This window comes from Methylobacterium sp. 092160098-2, from assembly GCF_028920805.1.
In the GTDB taxonomy this organism is placed as follows: domain Bacteria; phylum Pseudomonadota; class Alphaproteobacteria; order Rhizobiales; family Beijerinckiaceae; genus Methylobacterium; species Methylobacterium fujisawaense.
The window spans coordinates 43,023-60,214 of sequence record NZ_JAQPZJ010000005.1; the positions used below are offsets into that span (position 1 = coordinate 43,023).

16 protein-coding genes are annotated in these 17,192 nt (G+C 69.7%); 10 read left to right on the top strand and 6 right to left on the bottom strand.

The window, feature by feature from the left end; genetic code table 11:
• Positions 1-43: 43 nt before the first annotated feature.
• Positions 44-676 (bottom strand): S24 family peptidase, encoded by a 633-nt coding sequence (locus PQI07_RS36375; protein ID WP_043355978.1) that lies wholly within the window; start codon positions 674-676, stop codon positions 44-46.
• A 315-nt stretch (positions 677-991) separates the two neighbouring features.
• Here PQI07_RS36375 and PQI07_RS36380 point away from each other — a divergent pair, with 315 nt between their 5' ends.
• The 4 genes from PQI07_RS36380 to PQI07_RS36395 all read left to right on the top strand — a co-directional run bounded on the left by PQI07_RS36380 (position 992) and on the right by PQI07_RS36395 (position 5,142).
• Positions 992-1,342 (top strand): DUF952 domain-containing protein, encoded by a 351-nt coding sequence (locus PQI07_RS36380; RefSeq protein WP_043755651.1) that lies wholly within the window; start codon positions 992-994, stop codon positions 1,340-1,342.
• Positions 1,339-2,415, top strand: coding sequence for a quinone-dependent dihydroorotate dehydrogenase (locus PQI07_RS36385; protein ID WP_274929290.1), 1,077 nt, complete (start codon positions 1,339-1,341; stop codon positions 2,413-2,415). The genes PQI07_RS36380 and PQI07_RS36385 overlap by 4 nt, the downstream gene beginning before the upstream one ends.
• A gap of 157 nt (positions 2,416-2,572) precedes the next feature.
• Positions 2,573-4,870 carry an FdhF/YdeP family oxidoreductase gene (locus tag PQI07_RS36390; protein WP_043383213.1) on the top strand — a complete coding sequence of 766 codons (2,298 nt, stop codon included), beginning with the start codon at positions 2,573-2,575 and terminating at the stop codon, positions 4,868-4,870.
• A complete protein-coding gene (locus tag PQI07_RS36395; RefSeq protein WP_043383211.1) occupies positions 4,867-5,142 on the top strand; it encodes a hypothetical protein in 276 nt (91 codons plus the stop codon). Before PQI07_RS36390 ends, PQI07_RS36395 begins: the two co-directional genes overlap by 4 nt.
• A 92-nt stretch (positions 5,143-5,234) precedes the next feature.
• Here PQI07_RS36395 and PQI07_RS36400 read toward each other — a convergent pair whose 3' ends face one another.
• Positions 5,235-6,128 (bottom strand): HpcH/HpaI aldolase/citrate lyase family protein, encoded by an 894-nt coding sequence (locus PQI07_RS36400; protein ID WP_043383208.1) that lies wholly within the window; start codon positions 6,126-6,128, stop codon positions 5,235-5,237.
• A gap of 215 nt (positions 6,129-6,343) precedes the next feature.
• Here PQI07_RS36400 and PQI07_RS36405 point away from each other — a divergent pair, with 215 nt between their 5' ends.
• Positions 6,344-6,685, top strand: coding sequence for a YMGG-like glycine zipper-containing protein (locus PQI07_RS36405; protein WP_043383204.1), 342 nt, complete (start codon positions 6,344-6,346; stop codon positions 6,683-6,685).
• A gap of 34 nt (positions 6,686-6,719) precedes the next feature.
• Here PQI07_RS36405 and PQI07_RS36410 read toward each other — a convergent pair whose 3' ends face one another.
• Together PQI07_RS36410 and PQI07_RS36415 are read right to left on the bottom strand one after the other, a co-directional pair.
• On the bottom strand, positions 6,720-8,078 hold the full coding sequence (locus PQI07_RS36410) for an MATE family efflux transporter (RefSeq protein ID WP_274929291.1): 1,359 nt from the start codon (positions 8,076-8,078) through the stop codon (positions 6,720-6,722).
• Between the two features lie 130 nt (positions 8,079-8,208).
• Complete coding sequence (locus tag PQI07_RS36415) at positions 8,209-8,562, bottom strand: DUF6460 domain-containing protein (protein ID WP_043351744.1); 354 nt, start codon at positions 8,560-8,562, stop codon at positions 8,209-8,211.
• A gap of 287 nt (positions 8,563-8,849) precedes the next feature.
• Here PQI07_RS36415 and PQI07_RS36420 point away from each other — a divergent pair, with 287 nt between their 5' ends.
• The 3 genes from PQI07_RS36420 (at position 8,850) to pdeM (ending at position 13,281) form a co-directional block, all read left to right on the top strand.
• Positions 8,850-9,806, top strand: a complete 957-nt coding sequence (locus tag PQI07_RS36420; RefSeq protein WP_274929292.1) for an alpha/beta hydrolase — start codon at positions 8,850-8,852, stop codon at positions 9,804-9,806.
• A gap of 122 nt (positions 9,807-9,928) precedes the next feature.
• Positions 9,929-12,526, top strand: coding sequence for a ligase-associated DNA damage response DEXH box helicase (locus PQI07_RS36425; RefSeq protein WP_446721020.1), 2,598 nt, complete (start codon positions 9,929-9,931; stop codon positions 12,524-12,526).
• A gap of 41 nt (positions 12,527-12,567) precedes the next feature.
• Positions 12,568-13,281, top strand: a complete 714-nt coding sequence (gene pdeM, locus PQI07_RS36430; protein WP_043351737.1) for a ligase-associated DNA damage response endonuclease PdeM — start codon at positions 12,568-12,570, stop codon at positions 13,279-13,281.
• Positions 13,282-13,402: 121 nt separating this feature from the next.
• Here pdeM and PQI07_RS36435 read toward each other — a convergent pair whose 3' ends face one another.
• Together PQI07_RS36435 and PQI07_RS36440 are read right to left on the bottom strand one after the other, a co-directional pair.
• Complete coding sequence (locus tag PQI07_RS36435; RefSeq protein ID WP_274929293.1) at positions 13,403-14,863, bottom strand: methyl-accepting chemotaxis protein; 1,461 nt, start codon at positions 14,861-14,863, stop codon at positions 13,403-13,405.
• A 206-nt stretch (positions 14,864-15,069) separates the two neighbouring features.
• Positions 15,070-16,056 carry a CorA family divalent cation transporter gene (locus PQI07_RS36440; RefSeq protein WP_043351732.1) on the bottom strand — a complete coding sequence of 329 codons (987 nt, stop codon included), beginning with the start codon at positions 16,054-16,056 and terminating at the stop codon, positions 15,070-15,072.
• A 213-nt stretch (positions 16,057-16,269) separates the two neighbouring features.
• Here PQI07_RS36440 and groES point away from each other — a divergent pair, with 213 nt between their 5' ends.
• A complete protein-coding gene (gene groES, locus PQI07_RS36445; protein WP_010682002.1) occupies positions 16,270-16,560 on the top strand; it encodes a co-chaperone GroES in 291 nt (96 codons plus the stop codon).
• A 74-nt stretch (positions 16,561-16,634) separates the two neighbouring features.
• A partial coding sequence (locus PQI07_RS36450; RefSeq protein WP_274929294.1) for a TCP-1/cpn60 chaperonin family protein occupies positions 16,635-17,192 on the top strand: 558 nt, incomplete at its 3' end.

Sequence of the window (17,192 nt, forward strand, 5' to 3'; positions counted from 1 at the left end):
ATGAACGGCGTCATGGCCAAGCGCCGGCCGCCGTGAGCACCGTCTACTGGCGCACCCACATGACCCGCGCCATCCAAGCGATCTCGCCGAGATTCAGGACTCGGTCCTCGTGTTCGGGGTTCAGGGAGGCCAGCTCCACGGTCCGGGCCGTGCGCCGCTTCAGCTCCTTGGCCAGTACCTCGCCGCCATGCAGGCGGACCACGACGCGGTCGCCCTTGCGGACGCTGGCCGTGGGCGACACGATCAGCACGTCGCCGTCCCGGAACAGCGGCAGCATGGAATCGCCCTGGATCTCCAGCGCGAAGGCCCGCTCCTCGCCGAGATCTGGAAACTCGATCTCCTCCCACCCCGCGCCGCCAGTGGGCATGCCCTCGTCGGTGAACAGGCGGCCGGCGCCGGCCTGCGTCAGGCCGATCAGCGGAACCATGGTGCGGGCGGGAATCTCCCGCGCCTCGATGAGCCGCAGGAACTCGTCGAGGCTCGATCCGGTCGCAGCCAGGACCTTGGACACCGATTCCGTGGAGGGCCAGCGCTTGCGGCCGTCGGCGCCCACGCGCTTCGAGCGGTTGAAGCTCGTGGCGTCGAGGCCGGCGCGGCGGGCGAGCCCGGAGGCCGAGTAGCCGTGGCGCTCGGCGAGCCGGTCGATGGCGTTCCAGATCTGCTCGTGCGACAGCATCGCGGACTCGGAGGCTCACCCTCAGCGGGCCGGCACCCCCGTCTCACCAGCCGGGATCCGGCTGCCTCGGGGGCACGGAGACGGTTTGTCCGCCGGGTCCGTTCAAAACCCGCCGGGTACGCACGGAGATACTTGACAATTTACTTTCCGGATCCGCTCTGCCGGTCCGGACAGGGCTGTGTGACGTCCAGCCTAGTTGTAGGAAAGTAGAACTACGGGCGTCGGATTGCAATCGCTCCTCGAATCGGCAGAGCGCATCGGTGTTGCCGCCGGCGCCCGGCGCCTCTATCGACGCGTCGGTTCCGGGGAGCTTCGATGCCGCTCATCTACAAGATCTGTCCGCGTGCCCTGTGGCGCGAGGCCGAGGCCGCGGGCCAATTCACGGGGGCGCCGATCGACCGCCAGGACGGCTTCATCCATTTCTCGACGGCCGCCCAGGTCGCCGAGACGGCCGCCCGACACTTCGCCGGACAGGACGACCTGCTCCTCGTTGCAGTCGAGGCCGAGGCGCTCGGCGACGGCCTGCGCTACGAGCCCTCCCGGGGGGGCGACCTGTTCCCGCACCTCTACGGTCCGCTGCCGCTCTCGGCCGTGGTCGCGGTGGACGAAATGCCGCTGGACGGCGACGGGCGGCACGCATTTCCGGCCGGGATCCTGCCGGCATGATCGACGCCGCCTTCCCGCTCGTCCGGCCGCTCCTCCATCGCCTTGACGCGGAGCGCGCGCACGACCTGACGCTGCGCGCCCTGGCGCTCCTTCCGGCGGCTGGCCCGCCGACGGACGACCCGCGGCTCGCCGTCGACCTGCTCGGGCGCCGCTTCCCCAACCCGGTCGGCCTCGCCGCCGGCTTCGACAAGGGCGCGCGCGTTCCCGACGCGTTGCTGAGCCTCGGCTTCGGCTTCGTCGAGGTGGGCGGGGTGGTGCCGCGACCGCAGCCCGGCAACACGCGGCCGCGGGTGTTCCGCCTGACCGCCGACCGGGCGGTGATCAATCGCTTCGGCCTCAACAGCGAGGGGGTGTCGGTGGTGGCCGGCCGGTTGCGTGCCCGGAAAGGCCGCTCCGGGATCGTCGGCGTCAACATCGGCGCCAACAAGGAGTCCACCGACCGCCTCGCCGACTACGCGGCCTGCACCGCCGCCCTCGCGCCGCTGGTCGATTTCGTCACCGTCAACGTCTCCTCGCCCAACACCCCGGGCCTGCGCGACCTCCAGGGCGAGGCCTTCCTCGACGAACTGCTCGCCCGGACGGTCGAGGCCCGCGACGCGGCGGGTGCCGACGCGGCGATCCTCCTGAAGATCGCCCCCGACATGGCGTTGGACGCCCTCGACGCGGTCTGCGCAACGGCGCAACGGCGCGGCGTTCAGGCCCTCGTCGTGTCCAACACCACCGTGGCCCGTCCGGCGAGCCTCCGCGAGCAGGGGCTCGCTCGGGAGACCGGCGGGCTGTCGGGCCGGCCGCTCTTCGGCCCGGCGACCCGGATGCTGGCCCAGACGCGCCTGCGGGTCGGAGACACGATTCCGCTGATCGGCGTCGGCGGCGTGGATTCGGCGGAGGCCGCCTGGGCCAAGATCCGGGCCGGGGCCAGTCTCGTGCAGCTCTACTCCGCGCTCGTGTACGAGGGCCCGGGACTGGTCGGGCGCATCAAGGCGGGCCTGCTGGCGCAGATGGACCGGGCCGGCGTCACCAGCCTCGCCACGGTGGTCGGACGGGACGCCGCGGAACTCGCCCGCACCGCGTGAGAGGGGACGCGCCAGTTTAGAAAGGCTTTGCGGAGTGGGAGCTTAGCCTGTGCCCCATGCATGAGGGGCCTGCGCCCGCACGCCATTGTGAGGGACCTGGAGAGCCGCTTATCTCGCGTCTGCGAGACACGTCGCGTCAGCCAATCCAGGACGGTTCATGGCCCAATCTGAAGGGTCTTCCAAGCGCTCATCCGCCGCCGGCGGCTGGGGTGCTCTGAAGAGCTGCGGCAAGCACCTGCTCGGCAGCCGCGCGCCCCTCACCGGCGCCCGCGCGCTGTTGAAGGCCAACCAGCCCGACGGGTTCGACTGCCCCGGCTGCGCCTGGGGCGACCCGGAGCACGGCTCGTCTTTCGAGTTCTGCGAGAACGGCGTGAAGGCGGTCTCCTGGGAGGCCACCGACAAGCGCACGAAGCCGTCCTTCTTCGCCAAGCACACGCTGACCGAGCTGCGGGACTGGAGCGACTACGCCCTCGAGGGCCAGGGCCGCCTGACGCATCCGATGCGCTACGACGCGGCGAGCGACCGCTACCTGCCGGTGAGCTGGGACGCGGCCTTCGCGGAGATCGGCGCGACCCTGCGCGGGCTCGACCATCCGGACCAGGCCGAGTTCTACACCTCGGGCCGCGCCTCCAACGAGGCCGCCTACCTGTACCAGCTCTTCGCCCGGGCCTACGGGACCAACAATTTCCCCGACTGCTCGAACATGTGCCACGAGGCGAGCGGCGTGGCGCTGATCGATGCGATCGGCATCGGCAAGGGCACGGTCCTGCTGGAGGATTTCGAGAAGGCGGACGCGATCTTCTGCGTCGGCCAGAATCCCGGGACCAACCATCCGCGGATGCTCGGCGACCTGCGCCGGGCGGCCGAGCGCGGCGCCCAGGTCGTGGTGCTCAACCCGGTGCGCGAGCGCGGCCTGGAGCGGTTCGCCGATCCGCAGAACACCGTCGAGATGCTCCGCGGCTCGAGCCGCCCCATCGCCAGCCACTATCTGCAGCCGCGTTCGGGCGGCGACATGGCGGCCTTCCGGGGCATCGCCAAGATCGTGTTCGCCCGCGACGCCGAGGCCCTGGCGGCCGGCCGGCCGTCGCTCCTCGACCAGGCCTTCCTGGAGCACCACACCGCCGGTCTCGACGCCTATCGGTCGGCCGTTGAGGCGACTTCCTGGGACGCGATCCTCGACCAGTCCGGCCTCACGATGGACGAGATCGCCGCCATGGCGGACGTCTATCTCGGCGCGCAGCGGGTCATCGCCACCTGGGCGATGGGCGTGACCCAGCATCGGCACTCGGTGGCGACGATCCGGGAGATCGCCAACCTCCTGTTCCTGCGCGGCCATATCGGCCGCCCCGGCGCGGGCCTGTGCCCGGTCCGGGGCCACTCGAACGTGCAGGGCGACCGCACGGTCGGCATCAACGAGCGCCCCTCCGCGTCCTTTCTGGACGCCCTGGAGCAGCATTTCGGCCTCGCCATGCCGCGCCGGCACGGTCACAACGTGCTCGCGGCGATCCGCGCCATGCGGGACGGCACGTCCAAGGCCTTCATCGGGCTCGGCGGCAACTTCCTGCGGGCGACGCCCGACACGCCGGTGGTGGCGCAGGCGCTGGCGTCGTGCCGGCTCACCGTCCACATCGCCACGAAACTCAACCACGCCCATCTGGTGCCCGGCGCGGTCGGCTACCTGCTGCCCTGCCTCGGCCGCACCGAGATCGACCGGACCGAAGAGGGCAAGATCCAGATCGTGACCGTCGAAGATTCGATGAGCATGGTCCACGGGTCGGGCGGCATCAACAAGCCGGCCTCGAAGGAGCTGCGGTCCGAGATCGCCATCATCGCCGGGATGGCGCAGGCGACTCTCGGCGCCTCCGCCATCGACTGGGCCGGCTTCGCCGCGGATTACGACCGGATCCGCGAGGCGATCGCCGCCACGATCCCGGGCTTCACCGGCTACAACACCCGCGTGCGCAAGCCCCGCGGCTTCATGCTGCGCAACCTCGCCGCCGAGCGGGTATTCGAGACGGCCACCGGCCGGGCCAATTTCTCGGCGGATGCCCTTCCGGCCGAAACCGAACATCAGGCCGCCCGGAAGGCCCGTGACACGTTCGTGCTGCAGACGTTCCGCAGCCACGACCAGTACAACACCACGATCTACGGGATGGATGACCGCTACCGCGGCGTCTACGGCGAGCGCCGCGTCCTGTTCGCCCATCCGGACGACCTTGCGGCGATCCGCGACCGGCTCGGCGAGCGCGTCGACATCGTGGGCACGCACGACGACGGCATCACCCGCCGCGCGGAGAATTTCCGCCTCGTGCCCTTCGACATGCCGCGGGGATCGCTGGCCGGCTACTATCCGGAGCTGAACGTGCTGGTGCCCCTGTCGACCTTCGGCGAGAAGAGCGACACGCCGACCTCCAAATCCGTGCTGGTGACCCTGCAGGCGCCCGTGGCCGCGTGAGCCAGGGCCCCGACGAGGCGGCGTTCGTCGCCGCCCTCGACCGGGTTTCGGCCGCTCATCCCGGCCTCGACCCGCTGTCGGCGGGTCTCCTGGCGGCGCTGGATCTCGGCCTGCCGGGCGACAGCCGCGCCTTCGCCCGCACCGTCGGGGTGGAGCACGCGCTCGTGCTGCGGTCGCTGGTCGGCCTGGAGGAGGCCGGGCTCGTCGTGGTCACGGCGCGCGATGGGCGCACCCAGCGGACGCGCTACGAATCCGCCGGATGCGCCACATGATGAACAAGTGCGGACCCGTCATCACGAGGGTCGCGCGATGACCCAGGCCCGCGCGACACGGCAGAGGGTGGCGCTGCGGGCTGGAAGACGGTTCAGAACCCCTTCGCCTTGATCGCCTCGGCCCAGGTGACCGCCCGGCGGTTCACGCCGAGGTGCTGCCGCTCGTAGAGCCGACCCTCCAGCTTGATCGCGCCGCGCTTGGCATATTCCGGGCGCTCGAACGCCTCGATCACCAGCTTGGCCCGGCGCACCTCCTCCTCGGTGGGGGCGAAGGACGTGTTGGCGGGCTCCAGCTGCGTCGGGTGGATCAGCGTCTTGCCGTCGAAGCCCAGGTCGCGGGCCTGACGGCACTCTTCGCGACAGCCTTCGGTATCGGCGATGTCGTTGTACACGCCGTCGAGGATGGCCAAGCCCTCCGACCGGGCCGCGGCCAGCGCCATCATCATCCAGGGCAGCATCGGCACGCGGCCGGGCACGATCTTGGCCCAGGTGTCCTTGGCGAGGTCGTTGGTGCCCAGCACAAGGCAGGTCAGGCGGTTGCGCGGATCGCGCTTGGCCCGTGCGATCTCCTGGATGTTGAGGATCGAGGCCGGCGTCTCGATCATCGCCCAGATCGCGATGCCCTCCGGGGCGTCGAGGGATTCGAGCCGGTCGGCGATGCTCTCTAGCACCGCCGGCGACGAGACCTTCGGCATCAGGATCGCGTCGGGCTTGGCTTCGATGGCGGCGTGGAGATCCGCCTCACCCCAGGGGGTCTGCGGGGCGTTGACCCGGATGATCAGCTCGCGGCTGCCGTAAGCGCCGCTCTTCACGGCTGCGCAGACCTGCTCCCGGGCGATCTCCTTTTCCTCCGGACCGACGGCATCCTCGAGGTCGAGAATGATGCTGTCCACCGGCAGGGTCTTGGCCTTGTCGAGCGCCCGCTGGTTCGAGCCGGGCATGTAGAGCACGCTCCGGCGCAGGCGCAGATCGGTCGTCGTGGCCATCGGCTTCTCCCTCCTGGGCCGTCGCGCGGCCTCCTGTCGTTGCACTGCACCCTAAAGCACGAAACCGGCCGCGCCACACCCTGACGATCGGGGCCGGTGAGTTCCCGGGCGGTTTGATACCGCGGCCTCTCTGCGCAGATCGAAGCCGCGGTTTGGTCATGTTCCGCCGCTTAAAGGCCGGACGAAACCAATTCTTGGAACCCGGAAACTCGACGATGCGCAAAGTCTTGGTCACCCTGGCCTTGCTCGGGACATTGGCGGCACCCGAGGCGGCCCGGGCCCAGAGCCGGACCACCCTCGGCGTCGGCTCCGGCGCGGTCGCGGGGGCGCTGGTCGGCGGGCCGATCGGTGCCGTCGCGGGCGCCGTGGTCGGCGGCTTCGTGGGGAACTCGACGGAGCGCGGGCGCCGCCATGTCCGCCGGGGCCGCCGCTACGGCTCCGCGGCGCCGCGCCGGTCCTACCCGCGTCGGGCGGAGGCCGTCATGCCGCGCACCACGGGCACCGTCGCCCGCGCCGCGCCGTCCGCCCAGCCCACCACCTGGAAGGATCCGCGCTAGCAGGCCGCTCGCCTCGCACGGACGCGGAATCCGCCTAGGCCGCCTGTTCGCGTGCGGATGACGCTGGTTCCCGGAACGTGTCCCGGGCGAGGCCCGGGAAGGCGATCGCCTGTCCGAGGCCCCGGGCGCCCAGGAAGCCCACGAAGGCGAGCCACAGCCCGGTATTGCCGAGGCCCAGGCTCTCGACCAGCACGAGGATCGCGCAATAGGCGGCGAGCGCGCACGCCATCAGGTTGCGCATCGCCCGGGTCCAGGTCGCGCCGATGTAGATCCCGTCATACGCGAAGGGCGCAGCGGCGGCGAGCGGCGCCAGGGCCGCGAGGACGAGGTAGGAGCGCGCCGCCTCGCGCACCGGCCCGTTCGTCGTCACGGCATCGATGAGGGCCGCGCCGCCCGCCAGCGACAGCAGGCTGACCGCGAGCCCGAAGCCGAGGCACCAGCGCAGGCACAGGGTGGCGGCCGCATCGAACGCGTCCGCGTCCCGGGCGCCCACCGCCTGGCCGCAGAGGGTCTCGGCCGCCGTGGCGAAGCCGTCGAGGAAGAACCCGCCGATCAGGAAGAGATTCCACAGGACCGAGTTCGCCGCCAGCACCACGTCGCCCTGCCGGGCGCCCAGCGCCGAGAACAGCACGATGCTGGTGATCAGGGCGAGCGTCCGCAGGATCACGTCGCCGTTGACGCTGACCGTCCGGCGAAGCGCCGTGGCGTCGCGGAGATCGCGCAGCGGCACCCGGAACGGCCGCGCGCCGAGGCGCGCCAGGAGGACCAGCCCGAGGCCGAGCCCGAGGGCCTCGGCGCCCAGCGTCGCCAGCGCCGCCCCGGCGAGCCCGAGGCCGAAGCCCAGGACCAGGGTGAGCGTCAGCGCGACATTGGTCAGGTTGATCGCGACCTGCAGCAGCAGGCCCAGATCGGTGCGCCCGCGCCCCAGGACCGAGCCGAGCACGCCGTAGCTCGCCAGCACGAAGGGCGCGGACAGGATGCGGATGTGGAAATAGGTCGCAAGGCCCGCAATCACGGCCTCGCTCGCTCCGCTGATCCGGAAGGCGAGCTGGGCGAGCGGCCCCTGCAGGACCACCAGGACGAGGCCGATCAGGGCGCCCGCCGCCAGCGCCCGTGCGAGGATGCGGTCGACCTCCGGCTCGTCTTGTCCGCCGACCGCCTGCGCGGTCAGGCCGGCGGTCGCCATGCGAAGCGCCCCGAACGACCAGAAGATCGCGTCGAAGATCACCGCGCCGAGGGCGATGGCGCCGAGCAGCGCCGCGTCGCCGAGCCGGCCGATCACCGCCGCCCCGACGAAGCCGAGCATCGGCGTCGTGACGTTGGCGACCGTCATCGGCAGCGCCAGAGCCAGGACGCGGCGGTTCGTCGGGCGGCCGGGGCTGGCGGCGTGCATCAGGCCTCACGCTGGTAAGCTGCGCCGTCCGCGCAAAGCCGGACGAGGGCATCGGCGGGTCAGGCTCCCAGGCTCCGCTCCGCGGCGCCGGGATGACGGGCCTGACCGTGCCGGTCGGCCTCGGATTCGGTCAGCGCGAGACGGCGAAGAGGCGCGCGATCAGCCAGAGCGGCACGACCACGATCGCCCCGGCAAGGATCCAGCCGCCGAAATCGTGGAGCGAGGCGAGCCCGACATCGATCAGCGCCCGCGCCGAATCATAGACGTGCCAGAACAGCCGCCCGGGCGTGAGGCCGAGCATCGACATGAAGGCGCCGACCAGCACCGACAGGAACAGCAAGCGCAGGAACACGCCGGCGGGCGAGCCGCCGAGGAAGCGCCGGAGCGCCGAGGGTCGTGACCGGTAGGTCTCCGCCCCGTAGGGGGCGTTCGGCGGCGCGCCCTGCTGATAGCCTTGCCGGCGCCGGTCGTGATCGACGAGCATTGCGTCCTCGTGAAGCCTCAGGGCCTTCGGATCGGCGACGAAGCGGGCGGAACCGTGGCCGGCGCACCACACCGCGTCGAAACCGGAACGCGGATCGGGCGTTGGCGGGTTTCTCCTGCGCCGTGCAGATGGCAAGCGGCGACGCGCACGCCAAGATGCAGGGCCAAGATGCAGGACGGGGTGGGGCGCGACGCCGGGTTGTCGCAGCGCCCCCTCGACCAAAGGGAGAACTCCCGGGATATGGGAGTGTTGTGAGAGGCTCGAGTGCCGACGGGACCATACGCACGATGATCGACCACGCCCTGTTCGACCCGGCGACGATCGATCCCGAGACGATCCGGATCAACGCCGAGATCGTGGCGGCGCATGCCGCCCTGCCCGATCCCTGGTCGCTGCCGATCGCCGAAGTCCGCGAGCGCCGCCGCCTGGGCACCAAGGCGGCGCCGGCCATGCCGCACAGCGCCCGGGCGGAGTGGCTGACGATCGACGGGCCCGGTGGTCCTCTCAAGCTCCGCGTGGTCCGGCCCAAGCCCGGTACGAAGCTGCGCGGCGCCTATCTGCACATCCATCGCGGCGGCTGGGTCTGGGGCTCCGCCGACGAGCAGGATCCCTGGCTGGAGCGGATCGCCGACACCTGCGGCTTCGTCGCCCTCTCGGTGGAGTACCGGCTCGCCCCGGAGCATCCCTATCCGGCGGCGCTGCACGATTGCGAGGCGGCGGCCCTCTGGCTGGCCGGCCCCGGCAAGGTCGAGTTCGGCATTCACGCCCTGACGATCGGGGGCGAGTCGGTGGGCGCGCACCTCGCCGTGATGGTGCTGCTGCGGCTGCGCGACAAGCACAACCTGCCGCGGGCCTTCCGGGGCGCCAACCTGAATGCCGGCTTCTTCGACCTCGGCCTCACCCCATCGGTCCGGAACTGGGGCGAGGAGCGGCTCGTCGTGAACACCCGCGACCTGACCAAGTTCGCCGACGGCTATGTCCGCGAGGGTATCGACCGGCGTCGGCCGGACGTGTCGCCGATCTATGCCGACTTGAAGGGGCTGCCGCCGGCCCTGTTCACCATCGGCACTGCCGATCCCCTCCTCGACGACACGCTGTACATGTCGGCGCGCTGGGCGGCGGCCGGCAATGGCGGCCACACCGCGGTCTATCCCGGCGAGTGTCACGTGTTCGCTCGCTATCCGAGCCCGATGAGCGAGAGGGCCTTGGAACTGATCGACCGTTTCCTGATGGCGCTCGCCTGAGCGACCTGTCCGAGGTCCTTCCGGAGCGGTTCCAGGCCTGGTTCGCGGCCCGCGGCTGGGCGCCCAGGCCGCACCAGCTCGATCTCCTGCGGATCGCCGGCGCCGGCCGGTCGGCCCTCCTCGTGGCGCCGACCGGGGCCGGCAAGACGCTGGCCGGCTTCCTGCCCAGCCTCGTCGCCCTCGCTGAGCGCGGGACGCAGAAGCTGAAGCCGGCGGGGCTCCACACCCTCTACGTCTCGCCGCTCAAGGCGCTGGCGGTGGACATCGCCCGAAACCTCGACGCGCCGATCGCCGAGATGGGGTTGCCGGTGCGCGTCGAGACCCGCACCGGCGATACCCCTGCGCACAAGCGCACCCGTCAGATCAGCCGTCCGCCCGACATCCTGCTGACCACGCCCGAGCAGCTGGCGCTGCTGATCGCCCACCGCGAGGCGGCCGAGTTTTTCTCCGGATTGCGGTGCGTGGTGCTGGACGAGTTGCACGCGCTGGTGACGTCCAAGCGCGGCGACCTGCTGTCGCTGGCGCTGGCGCGTCTGCATCGCCTGAGCCCGGGGCTCGCGGCGATCGGGCTGTCCGCGACGGTGCGCGAGCCGGATGAGCTGCGGAAATATCTGGTGCCGCAGGGGCCGCTTCCCTTCCCCCCGTCTGCGGGTGCGCCTCCCACTTTGCACGACGAAACGGCCGACACGGTTGTGGGACCGGGCGTGGGTCCCCTCTCCCGAGCGGGAGAGGGTGAAGAACGAGAACTCACAGAACCTGACTCGACCGCGACGCCCGGCGCCGACGTGCCTGATCCTGAGACTCCTCGTCCCTCACCCCAGCCCTCTCCCGCTCGGGAGAGGGGGCAGGTCGCGCCCCCCATGGCCGATCTCGTCACGGTGGCGGGCGGCGCGAAGGCGGATCTGCGCATGCTCGATCTCGGCCGGGCGCTGCCGATCTCCGGCCACACCGCGTGGCACTCGATGCCGGCCATCTACGAGCTCATCAAGGAGCACCGGACCACGCTGGTCTTCGTGAACACCCGGCTTCAGGCCGAGTACACCTTCCAGGAGCTGTGGCGGCTCAACGAGGACGCGCTGCCGATCGCGATCCATCATGGCTCGCTGGACGCGCAGCAGCGCCGCCGGGTCGAGGCCGCCATGGCGGCGGGTCAGCTGCGGGCGATCGTCTGCACCGCGACCCTCGATCTCGGCATCGACTGGGGCGACGTCGATCTCGTGGTCAATGTCGGTGCGCCGAAGGGCGCGAGCCGGATCATGCAGCGGATCGGCCGGGCCAACCACCGCATGGACGAGCCCTCGAAGGCCTATCTCGTCCCGGGCAACCGCTTCGAGATGCTGGAGTGCCAGGCGGCGCTCGACGCCGTCGAGGAAGCCGCGCAGGACACCCCCGATGCCCGCCAGGGCGCCCTCGACGTCCTCGCCCAGCACGTGCTCGGCATGGCCTGCGCCGACGCCTTCGACCCGGTCGATCTCTACGACGAGATCGTCTCGGCGGTGCCTTATGCCGGGCTCACCTGGGAAGCTTTCGAGCAGGTGGTCGATTACGTCGCCACCGGGGGCTACGCGCTGCGCGCCTACGAACGCTTCGCCAAGATCCTGCGCGGCCCGGACGGGCTCTGGCGCGTGCGCGACGCCCGCACCGCGCAGGCCTATCGGATGAATGTCGGCACCATCGTGGAGGCGGCGCGGGTCCGGGTCCGTCTGGGCCGGACCCTGCGCGGCAAGCCCGGCACGGTCCTGCCGAAATCCGGCCGGGTGCTCGGCGAGATCGAGGATGAGTTCGCCGAGACGCTGACCGTCGGCGACACCTTCCTGTTCGCGGGCGAGACCCTCCGCTTCGAGGGCCTCGCCGAGGACGAGTGCCTCGTGACCCGCGCCCCGCCCGGCACCGACCCGGCGATCCCGTCCTACGCGGGCGCGAAATTCCCGCTCTCGACCTTCCTCGCCGCCCGGGTCCGGGCACTCATCGCCGACCCGTTCGCGTGGGATCGCCTGCCCAAGCAGATCGGCGAGTATCTGGTCCAGCAGCGCCGCCGCTCGGTCCTGCCGGGTGAGCGCGATCTGCTCGTAGAGACGTTCCCGCGGGGCAAACGCTACTATCTGACCGCCTTCCCATTCGAGGGCCGCCTCGCGCACCAGACGCTCGGCATGCTGCTCACCCGCCGGCTGGAGCGCGACGGCCTGCGGCCGCTGGGCTTCGCGGCCAACGATTACGGCATCGCGATCTGGACGACCCGCGACGTTTCCGAACGCGCCGCCCGCGATCCCGACTTCATCGGCGACCTCTTCGCGGTCGACATGCTCGGCGACGATCTGGAGGCGTGGCTCGACGAATCGGCCATGATGAAGCGCACCTTCCGGCAATGCGCCGTCATCGCCGGGCTGATCGAGCGCCACCATCCGGGGCAGAAGAAATCCGGCCGGCAGGTCACGATCTCGACCGATCTGATCTACGACGTACTGCGCAAGCACCAGCCCGACCACCTCCTGCTGCGGGCGGCGCGGCAGGATGCGGCAACCGGACTCCTCGACGTGAGGCGCCTCGGCATGATGCTAGAGCGCATCCAGGGGCGAATCATCCACAGGTCTCTCGACCGGGTCTCGCCGCTCTCCGTATCCGTGATGCTCGAGATCGGGCGCGAGCGGGTCTACGGCGAGGGCGCCGACGAGATCCTGGCCGAGGCCGAGGCGGAGCTTCTCCAAGAGGCTCTGTCCTGACCGTCGATCCGCCCTCCCCCGACGACACCGAGGATGCGATCTTGGCGGCCGGCCTGAGACTCGAGAAGACTCACAAGCACCCCACCCTGATGCTCGCGGGCGAGACCCTGGTGCTCGATCTCTGCGGCGGCCTCTGGCTGCCGGAGCACCGGACGCTGATCGTGTCCGACCTCCACCTGGAGAAGGGCTCGTCCTACGCGGCCCGATCCGGCCAGTTCCTGCCGCCCTACGACACCCGCGAGACGCTCGCCTGCCTCCACGAGGCGGTGGCGCGTCACGAGCCCGCCCGCGTGGTCGCCCTGGGCGACTCCTTCCACGACGCCCGCGGGCCCGAGCGCATGGAGCCGGGCGACCGCGCCTTGGTGGCGGCGCTGCAGGAGGGCCGGGACTGGGTCTGGATCGCCGGCAACCACGATGCGGCCGTGAACGAAGGCGTCGGCGGGCGCTACGCCGACGCGCTGACCCTCGGCGGCCTCGTCCTGCGCCACGAGCCGAGCCCGGAGCCCGTTCCCGGCGAGATCGCCGGCCATCTCCATCCCTGCGGGAAGGTCGCGATGCGGGGGCGTGCCGTCCGCCGCCGCTGCTTCGTCACGGATGGCACGCGGCTGGTGATGCCGGCCTTCGGCGCCTATGCGGGCGGGCTGAACGTGCGCGACAAGGCCATCGAGGGCTTGTTCCCGAAGGGATTCACCGCCCACCTCCTCGGCGACGGCCGGGTCTTCGCCATCGGCCGGGCGCAGCTCGCCCGGGACTGAGCGCGCCCGTCATCCCGCGCAAATTCGCGCGGCGCGTCGTCTCGATGCGCCGCGCCGACGGGATCGCCTCGCTTCGTTCGGCAGGACGGCGCCGCGGCGAGGCGCCCGGTCTGATCCGGCCTCAGGCCGTCTTCATGAACCGGGTCACGCTGTCCGACAGGCTTGCCGAGTGGCCCGCGAGGCTCTCGGCGACATCCTGGACGGCCCGGGCGAGCTGACCGGTGGCATTGGCGGCCTCGGAAACACCGCCGATATTGCCCGCCATCTCGTGGGTGGAGACCGCCTGCTCCTCGACGGCGCTCGCCATCGCCAGGGTCAGCTTGGACAACTCGCCCACCGCCGCGGTGATCATCTCGATCGCTCCCACCGCCTCGCCGGTGGCGCTCTGGATCGCCGAGACCTGCTGTGTGATCTCGCCAGTCGCCTTGGCGGTCTGCTCTGCGAGCGCCTTGACCTCGGAGGCCACCACCGCGAAGCCGCGGCCGGCGGCCCCCGCCCGCGCCGCCTCGATGGTCGCATTCAGCGCCAGGAGATTGGTCTGGTCGGCGATCGACTTGATCATGCTGACCACCGCGTCGACCTTGCGGGCATTCTCGGCGAGCTGGCGCATGGTCGCGTCCGTGGTCCCGGCCTGCGCGGCGATCTGCTGCGCGCGCTCCGAGACGCGCCCGACCTGACCGGAAATCTCCTGGATCGCGCCGTTCATCTGCTCGGAATTTGCCGCGACCGACGAGGCCTTGTGCCGTGCGGATTCGGCGGACTGCATCAGCCCTTCGGCCGAGTTCTGCATCTCCTGGATGGCCGAGCCCACCGCCTCGACCACCCGCTTGACGTCGGTCTCCATGTTCACCTGCGCGGTGACCACGGCCCAGGTCAGCATCGGCCCGAGATACTGACCCTTCTCGTCGTTCACGGCCGTGACGCGCAGGTTTAGGGTCTCGGGTCCGACCTTGATCTTGGTGGAGTGCGGCAGCCGGCTCGCATCCGCCAGCATGGTGCGCTGGTGGCTCGGATTCTTGTGGAAGATGTCGAACGACCGGCCGAGCATGTCGTCGACTTTCACCGGCAGATGCTGGTCGATCGTCCCGAGGGTCCGGCGCGAGGTGGCGTTCATATAGTCGATCTTGAAGTCGTTCTTGAGGTCGGCCGTCATGACGGCCACCGGAACGTTGTCGATCATGGTCAGGAGCCGGTTGATCTCCTTCTTCTTGGCGGAGATGTCCGAGGCGAACTTGACCACCTTCACGGGCCGGCCACGGGCGTCGAGGACGGGATTGTATGTCGCCTCCAGCCAGACCGAGTTGCCGTCCTTGTCCAGGCGGAGGAACTCGCCGGTGACGTACTGGCCGACCTTCAGCTTGTCCCAGAATTCCGTATACTCCGCGGTCTCGGCATAAGCCCTATCCACGAAGAGACGGTGGTGCCGGTTCTGAATATCCGGCAGATCATACTTCATCAGCTTCAAGAAATTCTTGTTCGCATGGACGACGTTTCCGTCCATCGAAAACTCGATGATCGCGAGCGAACGATCCAGGGCATCAATCTTGGCCTGGGCTTCGTTGAAAGTCGTACGGTTGAACATTTCGACACTCGCATTCCTCGCCCGCGGGTATCGCATCGCAGCGTTAATGAACTCTTTCTTGCTGCGTTATGCTGGTCTCCGTTTGCCGGCAGGCAATCGAAGACTTTTGATCGCGATGACGAAGTGCCTTCGAGGTCGGGGTAGATGATTTCCCCGCCACTAACACTTGGCGAGACGCTTTTTGTGCTGTTAAAACGGTCTGAATATCAGAACCAACCGCGCATTCGAAAGTATACTATAGGCGCTATGGCGCTGAAAAGGATCAGGCCGAGCGCGTAGGGATAGCCGAGAGTCCAGTCCAGCTCCGGCATGTGCTTGAAGTTCATGCCGTAGATCGACGCGATCAAGGTTGGCGGGACGCCGACCACCGAGACGACGGTGAGCACCCGGAAGACGTTGTTCTGCTCGATGGTGATGAGGCCGAGGGCCGCGTCGAGCAGGAACTGCACGTTCTCAGCGAGGCGCGTCTCGAACTCGTCGAGGGATTCGATGTCCCGCTTGATCGTCTCGAAGCGCGCGTCCTCCGGCAGGCCGATGCCGTCGCAGGCTGCGGCGACGAACGGCACGATCCGTTCGAGCCCGAGCAGACTGGCGCGGATCTTCCCCAGGACCTTTCCGCGGTTGCTGATGCCCCGCAGAATCCGGCGCAGGGCGAGGTCGCGGCGCCGGGGCGGCGGGCTCTCCAGGCGCCGCCGCTCGGCACCGCGGACGTCGAAGTCGAAGATCCGGGTCGAGAGCGTGTCGAGTTCCGATCCCATGTCCTCCAGGGCGTCCGCGAGGCTGTCGACCAGCTCCTCCAGGACGACGAGGAAGATCTCGCTCGGGGTCGTGCTGCCATCGCCCTCCGCGATGCGCTTCGCGGAGGAGTCGAAGGCGCGCAGGTCGTGAAAGCGGATCGTGACGAAGTGGTCCTTGGTTAGCAGGAAGCCCAGCGGCTTCACCTGCGACGCGCTCTGCTCGAAGGTGATCATCGGCGTCGAGAGCGACAGGCCGCCCTTCACCCGGCGCAGGCGACTCGACGTCTCGACCTCCGACAGCGCCGCCCGGGACGGCACGCGCAGACCGGTCGCCGCCTCGACCGCTTTGGCTTCCTCCGGGCTCGGGTCGTTCAGGTCGAGCCATACCGTATGGCGCGCGATCGGGCTGCCGGGTTGCAACGCCACCGGGCCTTCGGGTCCGTGCAGGCTCAACATGACGGCGCATTATCCATGGGACGAGAAGGAAGGCCGCCGGCGCGTCATCGCACCGTCGCGCGGGGGTGCGACAGCCTTGACTCGGAACCGCAGCGAGCCTATCTCGCCGCCGTCTTTGGCACTCGCCGAGACAGAGTGCTAACAGTCGAGTTCGCGAGCGGTCCCGCCGGCCGCATCAACGCCAACTCCAGACCTGAAGCAAGAGGGCAGCTCATGAAGTTCCGTCCGCTGCACGACCGCGTGGTCGTCCGTCGCATCGAGAGCGAGGAGAAGACCAAGGGCGGCATCATCATCCCGGACACCGCCAAGGAGAAGCCGCAGGAAGGCGAGATCGTCGCCGTCGGTCCCGGCGCCCGCGACGAGCAGGGCCGCGTCAACCCGCTCGACGTCAAGGCCGGCGACCGCGTCCTGTTCGGCAAGTGGTCCGGCACCGAGGTCAAGATCGACGGTCAGGACCTCCTGATCATGAAGGAATCCGACATCATGGGCGTCGTCGCCGTCTGATCGGATCACCTCTCACCGCCCTTTGAGACTTTCCATAGTCTTGGGGCGCAACCCAACCAGATAAGAGGCACACAATGGCAGCGAAAGACGTTCGTTTCTCCGCCGACGCCCGCGATAAGATGCTGCGCGGCGTCGACATCCTCGCAGACGCGGTGAAGGTGACGCTCGGCCCGAAGGGCCGCAACGTCGTGATCGAGAAGAGCTTCGGCGCCCCGCGCATCACCAAGGACGGCGTCACCGTCGCCAAGGAGATCGAGCTCGCCGACCGCTTCGAGAACATGGGCGCCCAGATGGTGCGCGAAGTGGCCTCGAAGACCAACGACATCGCGGGTGACGGCACCACCACCGCGACCGTGCTGGCCCAGGCCATCGTCCGCGAGGGCGCCAAGTACGTCGCCGCCGGCATCAACCCGATGGACCTGAAGCGCGGCATCGACCTCGCCACCCAGGCTGCGGTGAAGGACATCATCGCCCGCGCCAAGAAGGTCTCGACCTCCGACGAGGTCGCCCAGGTCGGCACGATCTCCGCCAACGGCGACAAGGAGATCGGCGAGATGATCGCCCACGCCATGCAGAAGGTGGGCAACGAGGGCGTCATCACGGTCGAGGAGGCCAAGACCGCCGAGACCGAG

Bases quoted from the DNA above. Each gene is read 5' to 3' on its own strand.
- PQI07_RS36375 (WP_043355978.1), bottom strand. From the start codon at position 676: ATGCTGTCGCACGAGCAGATCTGGAACGCCATCGACCGGCTCGCCGAG.
- PQI07_RS36380 (WP_043755651.1), top strand. From the start codon at position 992: ATGCCGCTCATCTACAAGATCTGTCCGCGTGCCCTGTGGCGCGAGGCC.
- PQI07_RS36385 (WP_274929290.1), top strand. From the start codon at position 1,339: ATGATCGACGCCGCCTTCCCGCTCGTCCGGCCGCTCCTCCATCGCCTT.
- PQI07_RS36390 (WP_043383213.1), top strand. From the start codon at position 2,573: ATGGCCCAATCTGAAGGGTCTTCCAAGCGCTCATCCGCCGCCGGCGGC.
- PQI07_RS36400 (WP_043383208.1), bottom strand. From the start codon at position 6,128: ATGGCCACGACGACCGATCTGCGCCTGCGCCGGAGCGTGCTCTACATG.
- PQI07_RS36405 (WP_043383204.1), top strand. From the start codon at position 6,344: ATGCGCAAAGTCTTGGTCACCCTGGCCTTGCTCGGGACATTGGCGGCA.
- PQI07_RS36410 (WP_274929291.1), bottom strand. From the start codon at position 8,078: ATGCACGCCGCCAGCCCCGGCCGCCCGACGAACCGCCGCGTCCTGGCT.
- PQI07_RS36415 (WP_043351744.1), bottom strand. From the start codon at position 8,562: ATGCTCGTCGATCACGACCGGCGCCGGCAAGGCTATCAGCAGGGCGCG.
- PQI07_RS36420 (WP_274929292.1), top strand. From the start codon at position 8,850: ATGATCGACCACGCCCTGTTCGACCCGGCGACGATCGATCCCGAGACG.
- PQI07_RS36435 (WP_274929293.1), bottom strand. From the start codon at position 14,863: ATGTTCAACCGTACGACTTTCAACGAAGCCCAGGCCAAGATTGATGCC.
- PQI07_RS36440 (WP_043351732.1), bottom strand. From the start codon at position 16,056: ATGTTGAGCCTGCACGGACCCGAAGGCCCGGTGGCGTTGCAACCCGGC.
- groES (WP_010682002.1), top strand. From the start codon at position 16,270: ATGAAGTTCCGTCCGCTGCACGACCGCGTGGTCGTCCGTCGCATCGAG.